Below are 16143 nucleotides of genomic sequence, written 5' to 3'. Positions count from 1 at the left end.
CAAAACAAAAAAAAGCCTTAAAATAATTTAAGGCTTTAACTAATCTTTATATACTCGGTTATTTATGCTAAAACTGCCTGTACTTTATCAGCAGCTTCTTGAAATTCGATAGCACTTTGAACATCTAATCCACTATTATCAATTAATTCTTTAGCGATATCTGCATTTGTACCTTGTAAACGTACAATAATAGGAACTTCGATATTACCCATGTTTTTATAAGCATCTACAATTCCTTGCGCTACACGATCACATCGTACGATACCACCAAAAATATTTACTAGTATAGCTTTTACATTAGGATCTTTTAAAATAAGATGAAAAGCTGCTTCTACACGTTCAGCATCTGCAGTACCTCCAACATCTAAAAAATTTGCTGGTTCTCCACCTGCTTGCTTTATTAAATCCATGGTTGCCATTGCTAATCCAGCTCCATTTACCATGCAACCCACATTTCCATCTAAATCCACATAGTTTAGACCTGCTTCCATTGCTTCAACCTCAATTGGGTTTTCTTCGCGAAGGTCTCTTAAAGCTTCATATTCTTTATGTCTAAACAATGAATTATCATCGATAGTTACTTTAGCATCAACAGCAATCACACGATTATCACTTGTTTTTAAAACTGGATTAATTTCAAAAAGCGAAGAATCAGATTTTATATAAGCAGTATATAATGCTGAAACAAATTTTGTCATTTGTTTAAAAGCCATTCCTGACAATCCTAAATTAAAAGCTATTTTGCGAGCTTGAAAAGATAATAAACCTAATGCTGGATCAATTTCTTCATGAAAAATTAAATGAGGTGTATCTTCAGCAACAGCTTCAATATCCATTCCTCCTTCTGTAGAATACATAATCATGTTTTTACCAGTACCTCGGTTTAATAAAACACTCATGTAAAATTCTGATGGTTCACTTTCTCCTGGATAATAAACGTCTTCAGTAATAAGAACTTGATGAACTATTTTTCCTTCAGCACTTGTTTGAGGGGTAATTAAGCTCATTCCTAGAATTTCACTTGCTATTTGCTCAACCTCTTGAAGACTTTTTGCCAACTTTACTCCACCACCTTTTCCACGTCCACCAGCATGAATTTGTGCTTTAACCACATGCCATCCAGTACCAGTATCTTCAGTTAGTTTTTTTGCAGCCTCAACTGCCTCAGCAGGTGTTTGTGCTACTATTCCTCTTTGTATCTCAACACCAAAACTGTTTAGTATTTCTTTTCCTTGATATTCGTGTAAATTCATAATAGAGTGTTTCTCATTTTAGCATTGCAAAAATAATGAATGTTAGAGGATTGGACTAATCTTTTTCAAAAGGTTATTCTAAATATTTTTATATCTAAATTAATAAATTATATTTTTGTCTTTTAAAATTTTTATGTGATGAAGTATATACTTGTTATTATTACTTTTCTTTTGATTTCATGTAAGACTGAAATTAATTCGTCTTTGGATAATGCATTGAAAAGTCAACATCCCGCAATAAAAAAGGTAATGGATAATTTAAGTGAACATGAAGTTCAAATAATCTATACTCAAATTAATAAAGATGAAACAGGAAAAACAGTATTTACAGATTATAGCTTTCAATTAAATAATCAAAACTATTTTTATCCTGCTAGCACAGTTAAGCTTCCTGCTGCAATTTTAGCACTTGAGTTTACTGACAAAACTGCATTTTTAAATCCAGAATTAGAATACTTAATTGAAGGCGACACTATTTTGCATAGTATCAATGATGATGTTCGTCAAATTTTTGCAGTGAGTGATAATGAAGCGTATAATAGGCTGTATGAATTTTTGGGAAGAGATTATATGAACAAGCGGTTAAGAGCTTTAAAAATAACTCCTGTACGAATTGCACATCGCATAGAAACTGAAAATGCATCTCAACAAGACAGAAAAAAAATAAAGTTTATATCTTCTAGAAATATTGCTCTTAAAAAAGATAATAAGATAGATACCATATATGTCCAAAGTACAAACAAAGGAAAAGGTTTTATGAAAGATGGCGCTCTTATTTCTGAGCCTATGACTTTTTCAGAAAAAAACTATTATCCTTTAGTGACCCAGCACAATACTATTAAACACTTATTTTTCGAAAAAACTTTTCCTATAAATCAACGTTTTAATCTTTCACCAGCTTCAAAAGATTATTTAAAAAATGTCATGAGTAAGCCTCCTCGAAAACTTGGTTATGATGGATCTGAATATTATGATAGTTACTGCAAATTTTTTATCTATGGAGATAGTCAAGAACATATTCCAGATGGAGTGAAAATATATAATAAAGTTGGATCTGCCTATGGAACAATAACTGAAACTGCTTACATCGAAGACCAAGTAAGTGATGTAAAATTCATACTTTCTGCAACTATTCTAGTGAATAAAAACGCTGTTTTTAATGATGCTGTTTATGAATATGAAGAAACCGGCATACCATTTTTAGCTCAACTAGGAAGAGAAATATATATCCAAGAAATGAAACGTAAAAATAGGTGAAAACTATTCTTTGAGTAGCTTATCTATTATTTCATGAACCGAATCACTATTCCAATTTGCGGCACCTGTTTTACGCATAATGATCTCACCTGCTTTTGAAATTAAAAAAGTAGTGGGCAAGGAGGTTGTTTCTAATAAATCTGGTGATTTTTCTGTTTGAATATAAACAGGAAGGCTATAATTTTTCTTAGTTAGAAAATTTTCTAGTTTCTCTTTTTCTTCTGAAGAAATAAAATAAAAATCTACTTGATCTGAATAAGTTGTATATAATTCTTGTAAATCTGGCATTTCAGCAACACAAGGCGGACACCATGTCGCCCAATAATTTATTAATACAATCTTGCCTTTAGATTGTGAAAAATCTATTCTTTCAGCATCCAAGGAAGTTAGATTCCATTTATAATCAGTTAAATGTTCTCTATCATCAACTTTTATCTCAGAAGGACTAAAAGATATTAATCGTTGTAAGCCAACTTGTATAGGCATCCTAGTTTGAGGAAATACTAAAAGAATAATTAACACCAAAAAAATAACGTTACTCCAATTTTTTTTAATAAATTTCTTCATTCATTCTTAGTTGATAAAACAGGATAAAGCTAACAAATTAGATCCTCTTTTTAATGAATAATTTATTTTAATAATCTTTATCAATTTATAATCATATGAGTTCAAGAAGAGATTTTGTCAAGCAATCAGCCATCATAGGAACCGGTATCGCATTAGCACCTCAATTAACATTTGGTTCGAATTTAAATTCTAGCAAAGAAAAACTAAATGTTGGTTTTATTGGAGTGGGTTTAAGAGGTACCAACCATTTAAACAATTCATTGTTAAGAGATGATATTAATGTAATCGCCATATGTGATATTGATCCTAGAAGAAATACGATTGCACTTGATATGATTGCAAAAGCAGGGCAAAAGAAACCTCAAGTATTTGGCAAATATGATTACGATTACAGGAATCTACTTGCCTTAAAAGAAATCGATGCGATTATCATTTCGACCCCTTGGCTTTGGCATACCCGTATGGCAAAAGATTCGATGCTTGCTGGAAAATATACAGGACTTGAAGTTTCTGCTGCCAACACAATGGAAGAATGTTGGGATTTAGTGAATACTCATGAAGAAACTGGATCTCATTTAATGATTTTAGAAAATGTTTGCTATCGCAGAGATATCATGGCTGTTCTAAATATGGCAAAACAAAACTTATTTGGTGAATTATTACATTTTAGATGTGGGTACCAACATGATTTACGTTTTGTAAAATTAAATGATGGAAAAACAGCTTATGGTAAAGGAGTAGAATTTGGTGAAAAAGGAATTTCTGAATCTGCTTGGAGAACTCAGCATTCTCTTTTAAGAAATGCAGATGTCTACCCTACACATGGTGTCGGTCCAATTGCTATGATGAGTGATATTAATCGTGGCAACCGATTTGAAACTATTACGTCAATGGCAACTAAAGGTGTTGGAATTCATAATTATATAGTCAAAAATGGAGGTAAAGATCATCCTAATGCTAAACTAAAATTTAAACAGGGCGATATTATTACATCTATGATAGAAACATCGAATGGAGAAACTATTATTGTAACACACGATTGTAATTCTCCTCGCCCCTATTCACTCGGATTTAGAGTTCAAGGAAGTGACGGTATTTGGGAAGTAGACGGCAATAGAATTTATATTGAAGGCAAAGCAGAAAAATCGCATCAATGGGATGATGCTACAAACTGGTTAAAAGAATACGACCATCCTTTATGGAAAAAATATGGTGAACATGCTTCAGGATCTGGACATGGAGGCATGGACTTTTTTGTACTACAAGCCTTTGTAGAATCTGCAAAGAAAAATATTGCACCTCCACTAGATGTATACGATGCTGCAGCTTGGAGTGCTATTACTCCTCTTTCTGAAGCTTCAATAGCTAATAATGGTGAACCCCAAGATTTCCCAGATTTTACCAGAGGAAATTGGGTGAAAAGAAAACCTTATAATTGGATAAAAGACTCCTATTAATTTATTCTTTTGAAGCGCATTTCAAATTAATGTTACACATGGTTCTCAAATAATATCTAATGCATACAAACTTACTCATATTAGCTGCAGGAGCTTCTTCAAGGATGAAATCTTCTGTTGGAAATACATCCCTTTCAGAAGAAGAAATCCAACATGCAAACACAAAAAGTAAAGCACTAATTGGTTTAGGAAGTTCTAATCGACCATTGTTAGACTTTTTGTTATTGAATGCCGAAAATGCTGGTTATAAAAATATTTATCTAATTGTAGGCGAAGAAGCTTCATTATTTAAATCTCACTACGGAATAAAAAAAGAGAACAATATCTATAATGGCTTGCAACTTTCATATGCAACTCAATTTATTCCAAAGGAAAGAGTAAAGCCATTTGGCACTGCAGATGCTGTTTTTCAAGCATTAGAACAATACCCAAATCTTCAAAATGAATCATTTACCGTCTGTAATAGTGATAATCTATATTCGGTTGAGGTGCTTAAAGTTCTTAGAGAAAATCGATACAACAATGCCTTAATTAGTTACGATCGTGACGGACTTTTATTCTCATTAGAAAGAGTTTCAAGGTTTGCATTAATACAATTTGATTCTGAAAATTTTTTAAAAGATATTATAGAAAAGCCTTCTCTTGAAGAAGCTAATCAATATAAAGACATAAAAGGAAAGTTTCGTGTGAGTATGAATATCTTTAAATTTAATGGGAAAATGTTTTTTCCGTTTTTAGCCTCTTGTCCTATTCATAAAGAAAGAAATGAAAAAGAGCTTCCGACAGCTTTATTAAACATGTGTAATGAATTCCCTAAAGCGATGAAAGGCATTCCTTTTCATGAACATGTTCCTGACCTGACTTCAAAAGAAGACATTGAGATCATGAAAAAATATATTCAAGAACATTACTAAAATAAAAAACTCTTTTGAAATCATCAAAAGAGTTTTTATACATCAATTTTATAGTTAACTAAGCGTTTTGTTTTTTAATTAAATTTAAAGCAGAACCTTCACGATACCATTCAATTTGAGAATTGTTATACGTATGATTCAACATCACAATATCTTTACTTCCGTCGGTATGAACCACTTCTAAAGTAAGTTGTTTCCCAGGAGCAAAACTTGAAATATCTACAAAGTTAAACGTATCATCTTCTTGGATTAAATCATATTCAGATTCAATAGCAAAAGTAAGTCCTAACATTCCTTGTTTCTTAAGGTTTGTTTCATGAATTCTTGCAAAAGATTTTACGATCACTGCAGCTACTCCCAAATGACGAGGTTCCATTGCAGCATGTTCTCTTGAAGAACCTTCACCATAATTATGATCTCCTACAACGATTGTATTAACACCTTCTGCCTTATAAGCACGAGCTGTTTTTGGTACCGCATCATACTCTCCATTTAACTGACTCTTTACAAAGTTAGTTTGTTTATTATAAGCATTTACAGCTCCAATTAAACAGTTATTAGATATATTATCTAGATGCCCTCTATAGCGTAACCAAGGTCCCGCCATTGAAATATGATCTGTAGTACATTTACCAAATGCCTTAATTAATAACTTTACACCTTGCAAATCTTCATCTTGAATAGGTTCAAATGGAGTTAATAATTGAAGTCTTTCAGAAGTTTCACTAACACTTACATTAATTCCACTTCCATCTTCAACAGGTTCTAAATACCCATTATCTTCAACTTCGAATCCTTTTGGTGGTAATTCCCATCCTGTAGGCTCGTCGAACATTACTTCTTCACCGTTTTCGTTAATCAATTTATCTGTTAAAGGATTAAAATCTAAACGACCTGCAATAGCGATTGCTGCAGTTAATTCTGGTGATGCTACAAATGCATGCGTATTTGGATTTCCATCCGCACGTTTCGCAAAATTTCTATTAAATGAATGCACAATACTATTTTTAGGTGCATTTTTAGGATCACTATACCTTGCCCATTGACCAATACAAGGTCCACAAGCATTCGTGAATATTTTAGCATCCAACTTTTCGAAGATTCCTAAGATTCCATCTCGATCAGCTGTATACCGCACTTGTTCAGAACCTGGATTGATTCCTAATTCAGCTTTCATCTTTAAGCCTTTATCTAAAGCTTGTTGTGCAATCGAAGATGCTCTTGACAAATCTTCGTATGAAGAATTGGTACAAGAACCTATTAATCCCCATTCTACATTAATTGGCCAATCGTTAGCTTTAGCTTTCGTTGTCATTGCAGAACCAACTTCTGTAGATAAATCTGGAGTAAAAGGTCCATTTAAAAGTGGTCCTAATTCAGATAAATTAATTTCAATTACTTCATCAAAATATTGTTCCGGGTTTGCATACACCTCATCGTCACCTGTTAGGTAAGGTCTTATTTTATTTGCTTCATCTGCGATATCTGCTCTATCTGTAGCACGTAAAAAACGTTCCATTGAATCATCGTAACCAAATGTTGAGGTTGTTGCACCAATTTCAGCACCCATATTACAAATCGTTCCTTTCCCAGTACAAGATAAGTTTAAAGCGCCAGGTCCAAAATATTCAACAATTGCTCCTGTTCCTCCTTTTACTGTAAGAATTCCAGCAACTTTTAATATAACATCTTTAGATGCAGTCCAACCATTTAGTTTTCCTGTTAACTTAACTCCAATTAATTTTGGAAATTTAAGTTCCCAAGGCATACCTGCCATTACATCTACAGCATCAGCTCCTCCAACACCAATAGCTACCATTCCTAATCCACCTGCATTTACAGTATGTGAATCGGTACCTATCATCATTCCTCCTGGGAAAGCATAATTTTCTAAAACCACTTGATGAATTATTCCAGCTCCCGGTTTCCAAAATCCTATTCCGTATTTATCTGAAACAGATTCAAGAAAATTGAACACTTCATTACTGGTTTCATTAGCCGTTTTTAAATCTGGCTTCGCTCCTTGCTTTGCTTGAATTAAATGATCACAGTGAGTTGTAGTGGGCACTGCAACTTTGCTTTTACCTGCTTGCATAAATTGCAATAGTGCCATTTGTGCAGTTGCATCCTGTAAAGCAATTCTGTCTGGTGCAAAGTCAACATAGTCTTTACCTCTTGTAAATGCTTTGGATGCTTTTCCATCCCAAAGATGATTATATAATATTTTTTCTGAAAGTGTTAAAGGTCTTCCGACAATTTCACGTGCTTTATCAACTCGTTCAGTCATTTGAGCATACACTTTTTTAATCATTTCAATATCGAATGCCATATCTTTTTTTAGTTTTTGAAAGTCTTGCAAATCTACAAAAACAAACAGAAATTAAAAAATAATTACTAAAAAGGTATAAACACTGATATAAATTTATCGAAATGTATGTTTTATTGCACATATTTTAATAAATTGATAATAATTCACTTCTGAAATTATCAAATTAATAAAATTATTTAATGGTTTACTAAGGAATTTTTAAAAAGAAATACTGGATAAATGAAGATTCTATAAAATTTAAAACAAGTTTTGGATTATTTCTTCAATACTTAAGCCTTCCGCTTCTGCTTTATAATTTTTAATTAATCTATGACGAAGAATTCCTGTTGCTACTTTTTGGACATCTTCTATATCTGGAGAAAATTTACCATGAATTGCAGCATGAGTTTTTGCACTTAATATTAGATTTTGAGAGGCTCTTGGACCAGCGCCCCAATCTATATATTTTTTCACTATTTCGGGTGCAGCTGAACTATTTGGTCGTGTCTTACTTACTAAGGTTACAGCATATTCAATTACATTATCTGCAACCGGTATTTTTTGTATCAATTGTTGATACCTAGTAATTTCTTCAGCAGTAAATAGAGGATTTACAATTGGGTTTGCACCAATCGTAGTTTTTTTCACAACCTCAACTTCTTCAGAAAAAGAAGGGTACTCTAAATTTATAGCAAACATAAAACGATCTAATTGTGCTTCAGGTAAAGGATATGTCCCTTCTTGCTCAATAGGGTTTTGAGTTGCTAATACAAAATAAGGTTTATCTAATTTATAAGTATGCCCTGCAATAGTAACAGCTCTTTCTTGCATAGCTTCTAATAAGGCAGCTTGTGTTTTAGGTGGAGTTCTATTGATCTCATCTGCTAAAATTATATTAGAAAAAATTGGGCCTTTTATAAACTTAAACTCTCTATTCTTATCTAGTATTTCAGCACCAAGTATATCACTTGGCATTAAGTCGGGGGTAAATTGAATTCGTTTAAAGTCTAAGCCTAATGCTTTTGCAACGGTATGTACTAATAAAGTTTTTGCCAATCCTGGTACTCCAATAAGTAATGCATGCCCTCCAGAAAAAACAGACAACAATACTTGTTCAACTACATCATCTTGACCAACAATAATCTTTTTGATTTCTTGTCTTAATGCATTATACTTTTGAACTAATTCTTTAATTGCTGCTACGTCTGACATATGTAATTTATTACTTCTTTAACCAATTACTAGAAAATGAACAATCTGAATAATCTTCATTTACATTCACATAAGTGTCTTTAATTTTAGTATTCTGCCAAGTTTCAATAGCTCTTAACTGTTTTTCTTTAAGTGCAAGGTCTTTTATTTTTTCGTAATCCTTAACATAATCTGAAGGATGTTCATCAATACGATTTGTAATAGTTAATAATTTAAACATACTTCTTCCAGCTCTATCTCTATCGGTATATACCGTTGAAACTTCATCTTTCTTTAAATTATAAACCTGAGCACTCAAAGTTGGATCCATTTTAGTAAGGTCAAATTTTGTATCGAAACTTACTGGATTAACTAATTGACCGCCATTATTTCTAGTTTCTTTTTCTGTTGAATATTTTCTTGCTGCTTCAGCAAAAGTAATATCTCCAGCAATAATTTTTGTTCTTAAAGAATCAATTTTAGAACGTGCTATATCTATGGTTCCTTGGGAAACATCAGGAAATAATAATACATGTCTTACATCTACTTCTTGGCCTCTAATTTTTTCTACATAAAGAATATGATATCCAAACTCAGTTTCAAAAGGCTCACTAATTTCACCTTCTAATAATGAAAAAGCATTGTCTTTAAACTCTTTTGCCATTGGACCATTTCGCTTAATTCCTTTGTATAAACCTCCTTTAGAAGCAGAACCTGGATCTTTAGAGTACAATACAGCTTTAGTTGAAAAGGAAGATCCATTTTCAACTACATCTATTCTCATTTCATTAAGTTGATCAAGTACTTTTTGTTTAGCTTCTTCTGTAATTTCCGGCTCAATAACAATTTGTGCAACTTCTAATTCTGCACCAAAAACAGGGCGGTCATTTTCTGGAATTGAAAAGAAAAATTCACGTACTTCTTCTGGAGTAACTTCAACACTTTCTACAACTCTACGTTGCATTTCACTAGCTAATTTTAGTACTTTATTAACCTCAAAAAGGTCTTTTTTAAGTTCTGCTATTGAATTTTTACGATAATATTTAGCTACCTTTTCTTCATTCCCCAATTCACCTACCATGTATTGAATTTGCTGTTCTATTTGTCCATTAATTTCAGCATCAGGAACCATAATACTATCCAATTTTGCATGATGAGCATATAGTTTATCTTCCATCAATTTTCCTAAAAGCTGACAGCGAGTTATGTCTTCAATTGAAATACCTTGCGATGCTAATTCTAAATAACTTTTATCAATATCGCTATCTAAAATTACATATTCTCCAATTACAGCACTAATACCTTCAGCCTTATAACGTTTAAAAGGCTTTAAAGTATCTTTAGAAACTGTAGTATTTTCATTGGTAAGTAACTCATTGTTTTTTACTACTCCTGTACTATCTACAGTAACAACTTCTTGTGAAAAGACTCCCGTCTGTGTGAAAACTAATAATAAAAATAGTAGCTTACTGATTTGTGTAGATTTCAAATTTTTTATTTTTAAGTGCATCTTTTGTAATATCTTTTTCAAGATTTTTAATAAGTTCTAATTTTCTTTTATTAAGTATTATCTGTTTAATAGTTGGCTCAACATAGATTAATGGAGCAATGTCATTAGTCATTAAAACATCCTCAATTTTCACCAAATATACTCCTAATGAGTCTTGTAATTGTGTAAAATTAGATTTTTTTAACACTTGACTGTTATTACTTTGTAAAACAGGAATTGCTTCAAGCAAGGCTTCTTTTTTAACCCAAATGGAATCATTAAAATTAAATTTTTTAAAATGAATGCTTAAATCATTTAAATCATTTTCATCTTCTTTATTAAACCGATTTAATTTTTCTTTAACCTTAGCTAAATTTGAAAGATTTTCATCAACATGTATATATCTAACCTTTAATAACTCGCCGTTTAGTTTAAAATTCTCATTATTAGAATCATAAAAGCTTTGTAATTGACTTTGAGTTATTGCACTGTCTAATTGGAGAGATACAATTGATCCTTTATAAGCTTCAGTATATAAATCCTTTTTATAATCATTCACTAAATTATCAAAAGCATCTTGCCTTTCTTGTGGTAAATTAATTTTTGATTGGTCTATTAATAATTGTTGTGTAGCCCATCTATTTATATAATTACTAACTATTAACAGACTATCCTCTTTTGAAGTTTCCTGAGTAATTAATTCTTTAATTTCTTCAAAATATAAATAGGTATTATTAACTCTTGCAATAGGGAGTTTTTCGTTATCCTGTTTAAAAAAATTACAGGCAACAAATAAAAACGAACATAATAGAATAATTGTTTTATTCATTAATTATTTAATTGCTTTTTAACTTTTTTCAAGGCTTTTTTATTAATTATAATTTCATTTTTATTTCGCAATTCTTTCATCCAATTTATTTCTAAATATGTTTGATAATTACTCATCACTTTGCCCTTAACTTCTTCTAATAATTTAATAGTAGGCATAAGTATATTGGTTACTTTAACAACGATAAAAGAGCCATTATTCGTATATATTTTTGACACTCCTTTTTTAGTTTCAAAATTTTCAGGTAGTTCTCTTTGTCCTTTTTCAAAAGTTCCACTTGTAATAATTACTTGTACTTTTTTATCAATATTTAATGTTTCTTTAATTTCTTTTTCAGAAACATTTTTTTCTAACAATTCTTCAGCTTTTTTTGCTGTTTCCTCATCAGATGCTGAAACAATAACAGCTTCTACTCTTTCTTTCCATTTATAGTTTTCTTTATTTGCATCATAAAAAGAACGTAGGCCTAATGTATCTTTTTTTGATTTTTCCCAGATGTTTTTATTCATCACGTCATAAATCAATAAACCACTTCTGTATTCATTAATCACTGCTGCATATTCTTTATTTTCAACTTCAAGTTCATCTTTAAAATATTGCTTAATTTCCTGTTCCTTATAATCATTAAAATAATCTTTAATTAAAGATTCTTTTACCTTGTATGGTTTAGAACTAGCTTGACGTTTTACAAAAAATTTAGCAAAATCATTAAATGTTACATTCCTTTTACCAATGGCAAACAACAATTTATTATCATTTTCTGGTACTGCTTTAAACACCCATTTTTTGGTTAAAATTTCATCTCCTATAAAACTTGTGAAAAATGACAAATATTCTTCCCCCTCAGAAAAGCCATATTTATCTATTATTTTTTGATTAATCTTTTGAGTAACAATTTTTGCTCTCTCTGAAGTTTTTACTCTCTTTTCGATAAATTCTTTTTCTTCTTCAAAAGAAGGCAAACCAAATATTTCATCTAATTTAATAATATGCCATCCAAATGTAGTTTCAATAGGTTCAGATATGTCTCCAACTTTTTCTAATTTATATGCTTCATCTTCAAACTTTGTTGAACGCAAGTCGCCTTTTCCAAAAGGTCTTAAATTCCCGCCATTCTTTGCAGAATTACTATCATCAGAATATTGTTTAGCTAAATTTTCATACGCTTCACCTTGTTGAAGTTTAGCATAAATTTCTCTAATTCTGTCTTCTGGTTCATAATTACGCCCTTCAACTCTATTAGAAATCATTATATGTGAAGCATTAATTTTATGTTCCTTAGGTCGTCTTCCATTAATTTTTAAAATATGAAAACCAAATTGAGTTCTTACAATATTAGAAATCTCTCCTGTTGGAGTATTATAAGCTTCGTTTTCAAAAGGGTATACCATTGCAAAAGCAGAAAAATACCCTAACTTACCTTCTCTTTCTTTTGCTCCTGGTTCTTCAGAATTTTCTTTTACTAGTTTTGTAAAATCTTCCCCTGCTAGTGCTCTTTCTCGTAATACTTTTAGCTTATTATAAGCGGTCAAGGTATCTTGAGGTAAGTCATCGAATCTTGAAACAATTAATATATGATCTGCATTTATTTCTATTAACCCTCTATCGTAAGCTTCTTTAATCAGCTTAGAAGTTACATTATCTTCAAATAAATAATTACGTGATAATTGTTCTTGGTATTTAGAAAACTCCTTTTGATATTCTTCGGTTTGATCAAGGTTCTGAATGTAAGCTTCTTTAACCTTTAATTTATAATCTATAAACAAATCTAAATAACTGTCTATATTTTTTTGAGAGTCATCCTGTACTAAATCAATATTTTTAACATAAACTCTTTTAAATTCTTCAACTAATACGGGCTCATCTCCAATAGTAATTAAAATATCTTTTTTCTTTTGTGAGTATAATGATAATGATACTATACATAACAAGAATATTACAAAGGACTTTTTCATTTTTAACGTATTTTTTTGTTAACATTAATTGGACGCAAAAATAACAAAAAGATGACGTTACGCAAGCTTGTACATTATAAGGTTTTATTAAATTTTTATATATTTTTTAACGTCCTTAAATCTATAAAAAAAAAATATTGCAAGAATTCAATAATAAACCATACATTTTGAAATATACATGCGATGTTTTAATAAATCTTCCGAGGGAAGAAGTTATAAAAAACTGGACAATCCCGAGAATATGAAGTTTTGGCAAAAAGGGCTAAAATCATATAAATTACTATATGGTATCTCTGGTGAAAAAGGAGCTCAAATGGAATTGGAGTATCAAATGGGTAAAAGAAATATGGTTTTAATTGAGACCATTACTGAAAATAAATTTCCTGCGAAATTCCATGCAGATTATGACACAAAAGGAGTTCATAACATTCAAAAAAGTATTTTTCATGAATTAGATGAAAACACTACACGATGGGAATCTAATTGTGAATATCATTTTTCAGGCTTTGGAATTAAACTAATGCCTTTTGCTTTTAAAAAACAATTAAAAAAATATTTAGTAGATTTCAAAAACTTTGCAGAAAAAGGTATTTTTGTCGAAAATAATTAATGAGCAATCAAATAAAACTTATCTGGGATTTTAGAGGAGCTAGCGCCCATAAAATTGCTGAACATCACGCAATACATCTAAAAGAGTTTATTGTTCGAGAGGACATAAAAGATTCTTTTGTAGAAACCGAACAAATTTCATCCATGTATTCTATTACTTATTTGATAGTAGATGAATCACTTATGAATCCCTTAAGAGAAAAATTAAAACCCCATAGAGGACAAAAATATCTTAAAAAGTAATACTTTTTACAAATGGCATTACTTTTGTCTTTTATAACCTATAATCACTCAAATATTAAATAATGAAAAAAATTACGTTACTTCTTATCATCGCTTTATGTAGCTTTCAAATGAATGCTCAATCTAAAGTAGGAACTATTGATGTTGATTTTATAATTTCAAAAATGCCTGCATTAGAAAAAGTCACCTCAGACATTCAAGTTTATGGAGCTGAATTGGATACCGAGATTCAAACTCAATTAACAAATTATCAAACGATGGTGAAAACATATCAAGATAATGAGGTGAGCTATACAGGACCAATGAAAAAATTGAAGCAAGATGAAATCATTAAAAAAGAACAAGAAATACAAGGTCTTCAACAAAATTCCACTAAACTTTTACAATTAAAACAAAATGAATTAATGCGTCCCTTGTATCAAAAATTAGGAGAGAATTTAGAAGTTATTGCTAAAGAGCAAGGCTTTTCTCAAGTATTAACAATTAACAATACTATTGCTTATTTAGACCCTAATTTTGACGTTACACTAACGGTAATGAAAAAAATGGGTCTAGCTACTGAATAGATACATTCTAAAATATAGTAAGGAGCTTCTAATTATCTAGAATAATTAGGAGCTTCTTTTGTTATAGTCACATCGTGAGGATGACTTTCATTAATACCAGAAGCTGTAATCTTTATAAACTTAGCAGATTCTTTTAAAGTCTCAATGTCCTTAGCACCACAATAGCCCATACCAGCTCTTAAACCACCAATAAACTGCGTCATACTTTCCAGTAAATCTCCTTTATAAGGAACTCTACCTACAATCCCTTCAGGCACTAATTTTTTAATATCGTCTTCAACATCTTGGAAATATCTATCTTTTGACCCTTGTTTCATTGCTTCCACAGATCCCATTCCTCTATACGACTTAAATTTACGCCCTTCGTAAATAATAGTTTCTCCAGGCGATTCTTTAGTTCCAGCTAATAAAGATCCTAACATCACACAATCGGCACCCGCTGCAATTGCTTTTGGAATATCCCCTGTATAACGAATCCCTCCATCTGCAATCACTGGAACTCCACTACCTTTTATCGCTGCTGCAACTTCTAATACTGCTGAAAATTGCGGAAATCCAACCCCAGCAACAACACGCGTAGTACATATTGATCCAGGACCAATTCCTACCTTAACAGCATCTGCACCAGCTTCTACTAAATATTTAGCAGCTTCTGCTGTAGCGATATTACCAACTATTACATCTAAATTGGGGAATTTATTTTTCACTTGTTTTAATACATCAACCACACCTTTTGTATGTCCGTGGGCTGTATCTATAATTACTGCATCAACTTGTGCATTCACTAAAGCAGTTGCACGATCTATTGCATCTGGAGTAACTCCTAAAGCGGCTGCAACTCTTAATCGTCCATAGCTATCTTTATTCGCTATAGGTTTTTGAGTTACCTTTGTAATATCTCTAAAAGTGATTAGCCCTAAAAGCTTTCCTGAATCATCTACAACAGGTAATTTTTCTATTTTATTTTTCTGAAGAATTATTTCAGCTTCACCTAATGAAGTTCCTTTACTTACAGTAACCAAATTCTCTGAAGTCATTACTTCTGAAAGTGGACGTTTAAAATTCTTTTCAAAACGAAGATCTCGATTTGTAACAATCCCAATTAGTTTTCCAGCATCATCTGTAATTGGAATTCCTCCAATACTATATTCCTTCATCGTGTTTTGAGCATCGCCTACAGTTGCTGTTTTTGGAAGTGTTACGGGATCCTGAATCATTCCGCTTTCTGCACGTTTTACTTTTCTTACTTCATTTGCTTGCGCTTCTATCGACATGTTTTTATGTAATACTCCAATCCCTCCTTCACGAGCCATTGCAATAGCCATTGCACTTTCAGTAACAGTATCCATCGCTGCCGAAACTACGGGGACATTTAAATATATGTTTTTTGAAAATTTTGCTTTTATTGAAACATCTCTGGGTAAAACATCTGAAAACGCAGGTACTAAAAGTACATCATCGTATGTTAAACCTTCTCCTAGAATTTTACTATCGTGTGCAGTCAT

General features: G+C 31.4%; 14 protein-coding genes. 6 read left to right on the top strand and 8 right to left on the bottom strand.

The window, feature by feature from the left end; translation table 11 throughout:
- Window positions 1–62: 62 nt before the first annotated feature.
- Window positions 63–1253, bottom strand: coding sequence for an ADP-forming succinate--CoA ligase subunit beta (sucC, locus tag ABXT64_RS09495; protein WP_443632686.1), 1191 nt, complete (start codon window positions 1251–1253; stop codon window positions 63–65).
- Window positions 1254–1391: 138 nt separating this feature from the next.
- Between sucC and ABXT64_RS09490 the strand changes: the two genes are divergently transcribed.
- A complete protein-coding gene (locus tag ABXT64_RS09490) occupies window positions 1392–2510 on the top strand; it encodes a serine hydrolase (protein WP_443632685.1) in 1119 nt (372 codons plus the stop codon).
- Between the two features lie 3 nt (window positions 2511–2513).
- Here ABXT64_RS09490 and ABXT64_RS09485 read toward each other — a convergent pair whose 3' ends face one another.
- The gene (locus ABXT64_RS09485) at window positions 2514–3077 is read right to left on the bottom strand and encodes a TlpA family protein disulfide reductase (protein WP_443632684.1); all 564 of its coding nucleotides are present in this window, start codon (window positions 3075–3077) and stop codon (window positions 2514–2516) included.
- A 95-nt stretch (window positions 3078–3172) separates the two neighbouring features.
- Here ABXT64_RS09485 and ABXT64_RS09480 point away from each other — a divergent pair, with 95 nt between their 5' ends.
- Complete coding sequence (locus tag ABXT64_RS09480; RefSeq protein ID WP_443632683.1) at window positions 3173–4534, top strand: Gfo/Idh/MocA family protein; 1362 nt, start codon at window positions 3173–3175, stop codon at window positions 4532–4534.
- A gap of 59 nt (window positions 4535–4593) precedes the next feature.
- The gene (locus ABXT64_RS09475) at window positions 4594–5448 is read left to right on the top strand and encodes a sugar phosphate nucleotidyltransferase (RefSeq protein ID WP_443632682.1); all 855 of its coding nucleotides are present in this window, start codon (window positions 4594–4596) and stop codon (window positions 5446–5448) included.
- Window positions 5449–5506: 58 nt separating this feature from the next.
- Here ABXT64_RS09475 and ABXT64_RS09470 read toward each other — a convergent pair whose 3' ends face one another.
- The 5 genes from ABXT64_RS09470 to ABXT64_RS09450 all read right to left on the bottom strand — a co-directional run bounded on the left by ABXT64_RS09470 (window position 5507) and on the right by ABXT64_RS09450 (window position 13220).
- Window positions 5507–7777, bottom strand: a complete 2271-nt coding sequence (locus tag ABXT64_RS09470) for an aconitate hydratase (RefSeq protein WP_443632681.1) — start codon at window positions 7775–7777, stop codon at window positions 5507–5509.
- 237 nt (window positions 7778–8014) lie between these two features.
- Window positions 8015–8968, bottom strand: coding sequence for an AAA family ATPase (locus ABXT64_RS09465; RefSeq protein ID WP_443632680.1), 954 nt, complete (start codon window positions 8966–8968; stop codon window positions 8015–8017).
- Between the two features lie 10 nt (window positions 8969–8978).
- Window positions 8979–10436 carry a peptidylprolyl isomerase gene (locus tag ABXT64_RS09460; RefSeq protein ID WP_443632679.1) on the bottom strand — a complete coding sequence of 486 codons (1458 nt, stop codon included), beginning with the start codon at window positions 10434–10436 and terminating at the stop codon, window positions 8979–8981.
- Window positions 10414–11265: a peptidyl-prolyl cis-trans isomerase gene (locus ABXT64_RS09455; protein ID WP_443632678.1), complete on the bottom strand. Its 852-nt coding sequence runs from the start codon at window positions 11263–11265 to the stop codon at window positions 10414–10416. Before ABXT64_RS09455 ends, ABXT64_RS09460 begins: the two co-directional genes overlap by 23 nt.
- Window positions 11265–13220 (bottom strand): peptidylprolyl isomerase, encoded by a 1956-nt coding sequence (locus tag ABXT64_RS09450; RefSeq protein WP_443632677.1) that lies wholly within the window; start codon window positions 13218–13220, stop codon window positions 11265–11267. Before ABXT64_RS09450 ends, ABXT64_RS09455 begins: the two co-directional genes overlap by 1 nt.
- A 241-nt stretch (window positions 13221–13461) precedes the next feature.
- Here ABXT64_RS09450 and ABXT64_RS09445 point away from each other — a divergent pair, with 241 nt between their 5' ends.
- The 3 genes from ABXT64_RS09445 to ABXT64_RS09435 all read left to right on the top strand — a co-directional run bounded on the left by ABXT64_RS09445 (window position 13462) and on the right by ABXT64_RS09435 (window position 14638).
- Window positions 13462–13830: an SRPBCC family protein gene (locus tag ABXT64_RS09445; protein ID WP_443632676.1), complete on the top strand. Its 369-nt coding sequence runs from the start codon at window positions 13462–13464 to the stop codon at window positions 13828–13830.
- Window positions 13830–14072, top strand: coding sequence for a hypothetical protein (locus ABXT64_RS09440; RefSeq protein WP_443632675.1), 243 nt, complete (start codon window positions 13830–13832; stop codon window positions 14070–14072). The genes ABXT64_RS09445 and ABXT64_RS09440 overlap by 1 nt, the downstream gene beginning before the upstream one ends.
- Window positions 14073–14134: 62 nt before the next feature.
- Entirely contained in the window at window positions 14135–14638 is a 504-nt protein-coding gene (locus ABXT64_RS09435) for an OmpH family outer membrane protein (RefSeq protein WP_443632674.1), read from the top strand.
- Between the two features lie 32 nt (window positions 14639–14670).
- On the opposite strand, the gene guaB is transcribed toward ABXT64_RS09435, so the two are convergent.
- Window positions 14671–16143: an IMP dehydrogenase gene (gene guaB / locus ABXT64_RS09430; protein WP_443632673.1), complete on the bottom strand. Its 1473-nt coding sequence runs from the start codon at window positions 16141–16143 to the stop codon at window positions 14671–14673.

The sequence above is a fragment of the Candidatus Marifrigoribacter sp. Uisw_064 genome (assembly GCF_047730175.1).
In the GTDB taxonomy this organism is placed as follows: Bacteria; Bacteroidota; Bacteroidia; order Flavobacteriales; family Flavobacteriaceae; genus Marifrigoribacter.
The sequence above is the reverse complement of the archived record's forward strand: the minus strand, read 5'-3'. Positions and strand labels throughout refer to the sequence as shown.

Excerpts from the sequence above, each read along its gene's own strand:
- ABXT64_RS09450 (WP_443632677.1), bottom strand. The coding sequence starts at position 13,220 with ATGAAAAAGTCCTTTGTAATATTCTTGTTATGTATAGTATCATTATCA.
- ABXT64_RS09455 (WP_443632678.1), bottom strand. The coding sequence starts at position 11,265 with ATGAATAAAACAATTATTCTATTATGTTCGTTTTTATTTGTTGCCTGT.
- ABXT64_RS09475 (WP_443632682.1), top strand. The coding sequence starts at position 4,594 with ATGCATACAAACTTACTCATATTAGCTGCAGGAGCTTCTTCAAGGATG.
- guaB (WP_443632673.1), bottom strand. The coding sequence starts at position 16,143 with ATGACTGCACACGATAGTAAAATTCTAGGAGAAGGTTTAACATACGAT.
- ABXT64_RS09470 (WP_443632681.1), bottom strand. The coding sequence starts at position 7,777 with ATGGCATTCGATATTGAAATGATTAAAAAAGTGTATGCTCAAATGACT.
- ABXT64_RS09440 (WP_443632675.1), top strand. The coding sequence starts at position 13,830 with ATGAGCAATCAAATAAAACTTATCTGGGATTTTAGAGGAGCTAGCGCC.
- ABXT64_RS09435 (WP_443632674.1), top strand. The coding sequence starts at position 14,135 with ATGAAAAAAATTACGTTACTTCTTATCATCGCTTTATGTAGCTTTCAA.
- ABXT64_RS09490 (WP_443632685.1), top strand. The coding sequence starts at position 1,392 with ATGAAGTATATACTTGTTATTATTACTTTTCTTTTGATTTCATGTAAG.
- ABXT64_RS09445 (WP_443632676.1), top strand. The coding sequence starts at position 13,462 with ATGAAGTTTTGGCAAAAAGGGCTAAAATCATATAAATTACTATATGGT.
- ABXT64_RS09465 (WP_443632680.1), bottom strand. The coding sequence starts at position 8,968 with ATGTCAGACGTAGCAGCAATTAAAGAATTAGTTCAAAAGTATAATGCA.
- ABXT64_RS09480 (WP_443632683.1), top strand. The coding sequence starts at position 3,173 with ATGAGTTCAAGAAGAGATTTTGTCAAGCAATCAGCCATCATAGGAACC.
- ABXT64_RS09485 (WP_443632684.1), bottom strand. The coding sequence starts at position 3,077 with ATGAAGAAATTTATTAAAAAAAATTGGAGTAACGTTATTTTTTTGGTG.
- sucC (WP_443632686.1), bottom strand. The coding sequence starts at position 1,253 with ATGAATTTACACGAATATCAAGGAAAAGAAATACTAAACAGTTTTGGT.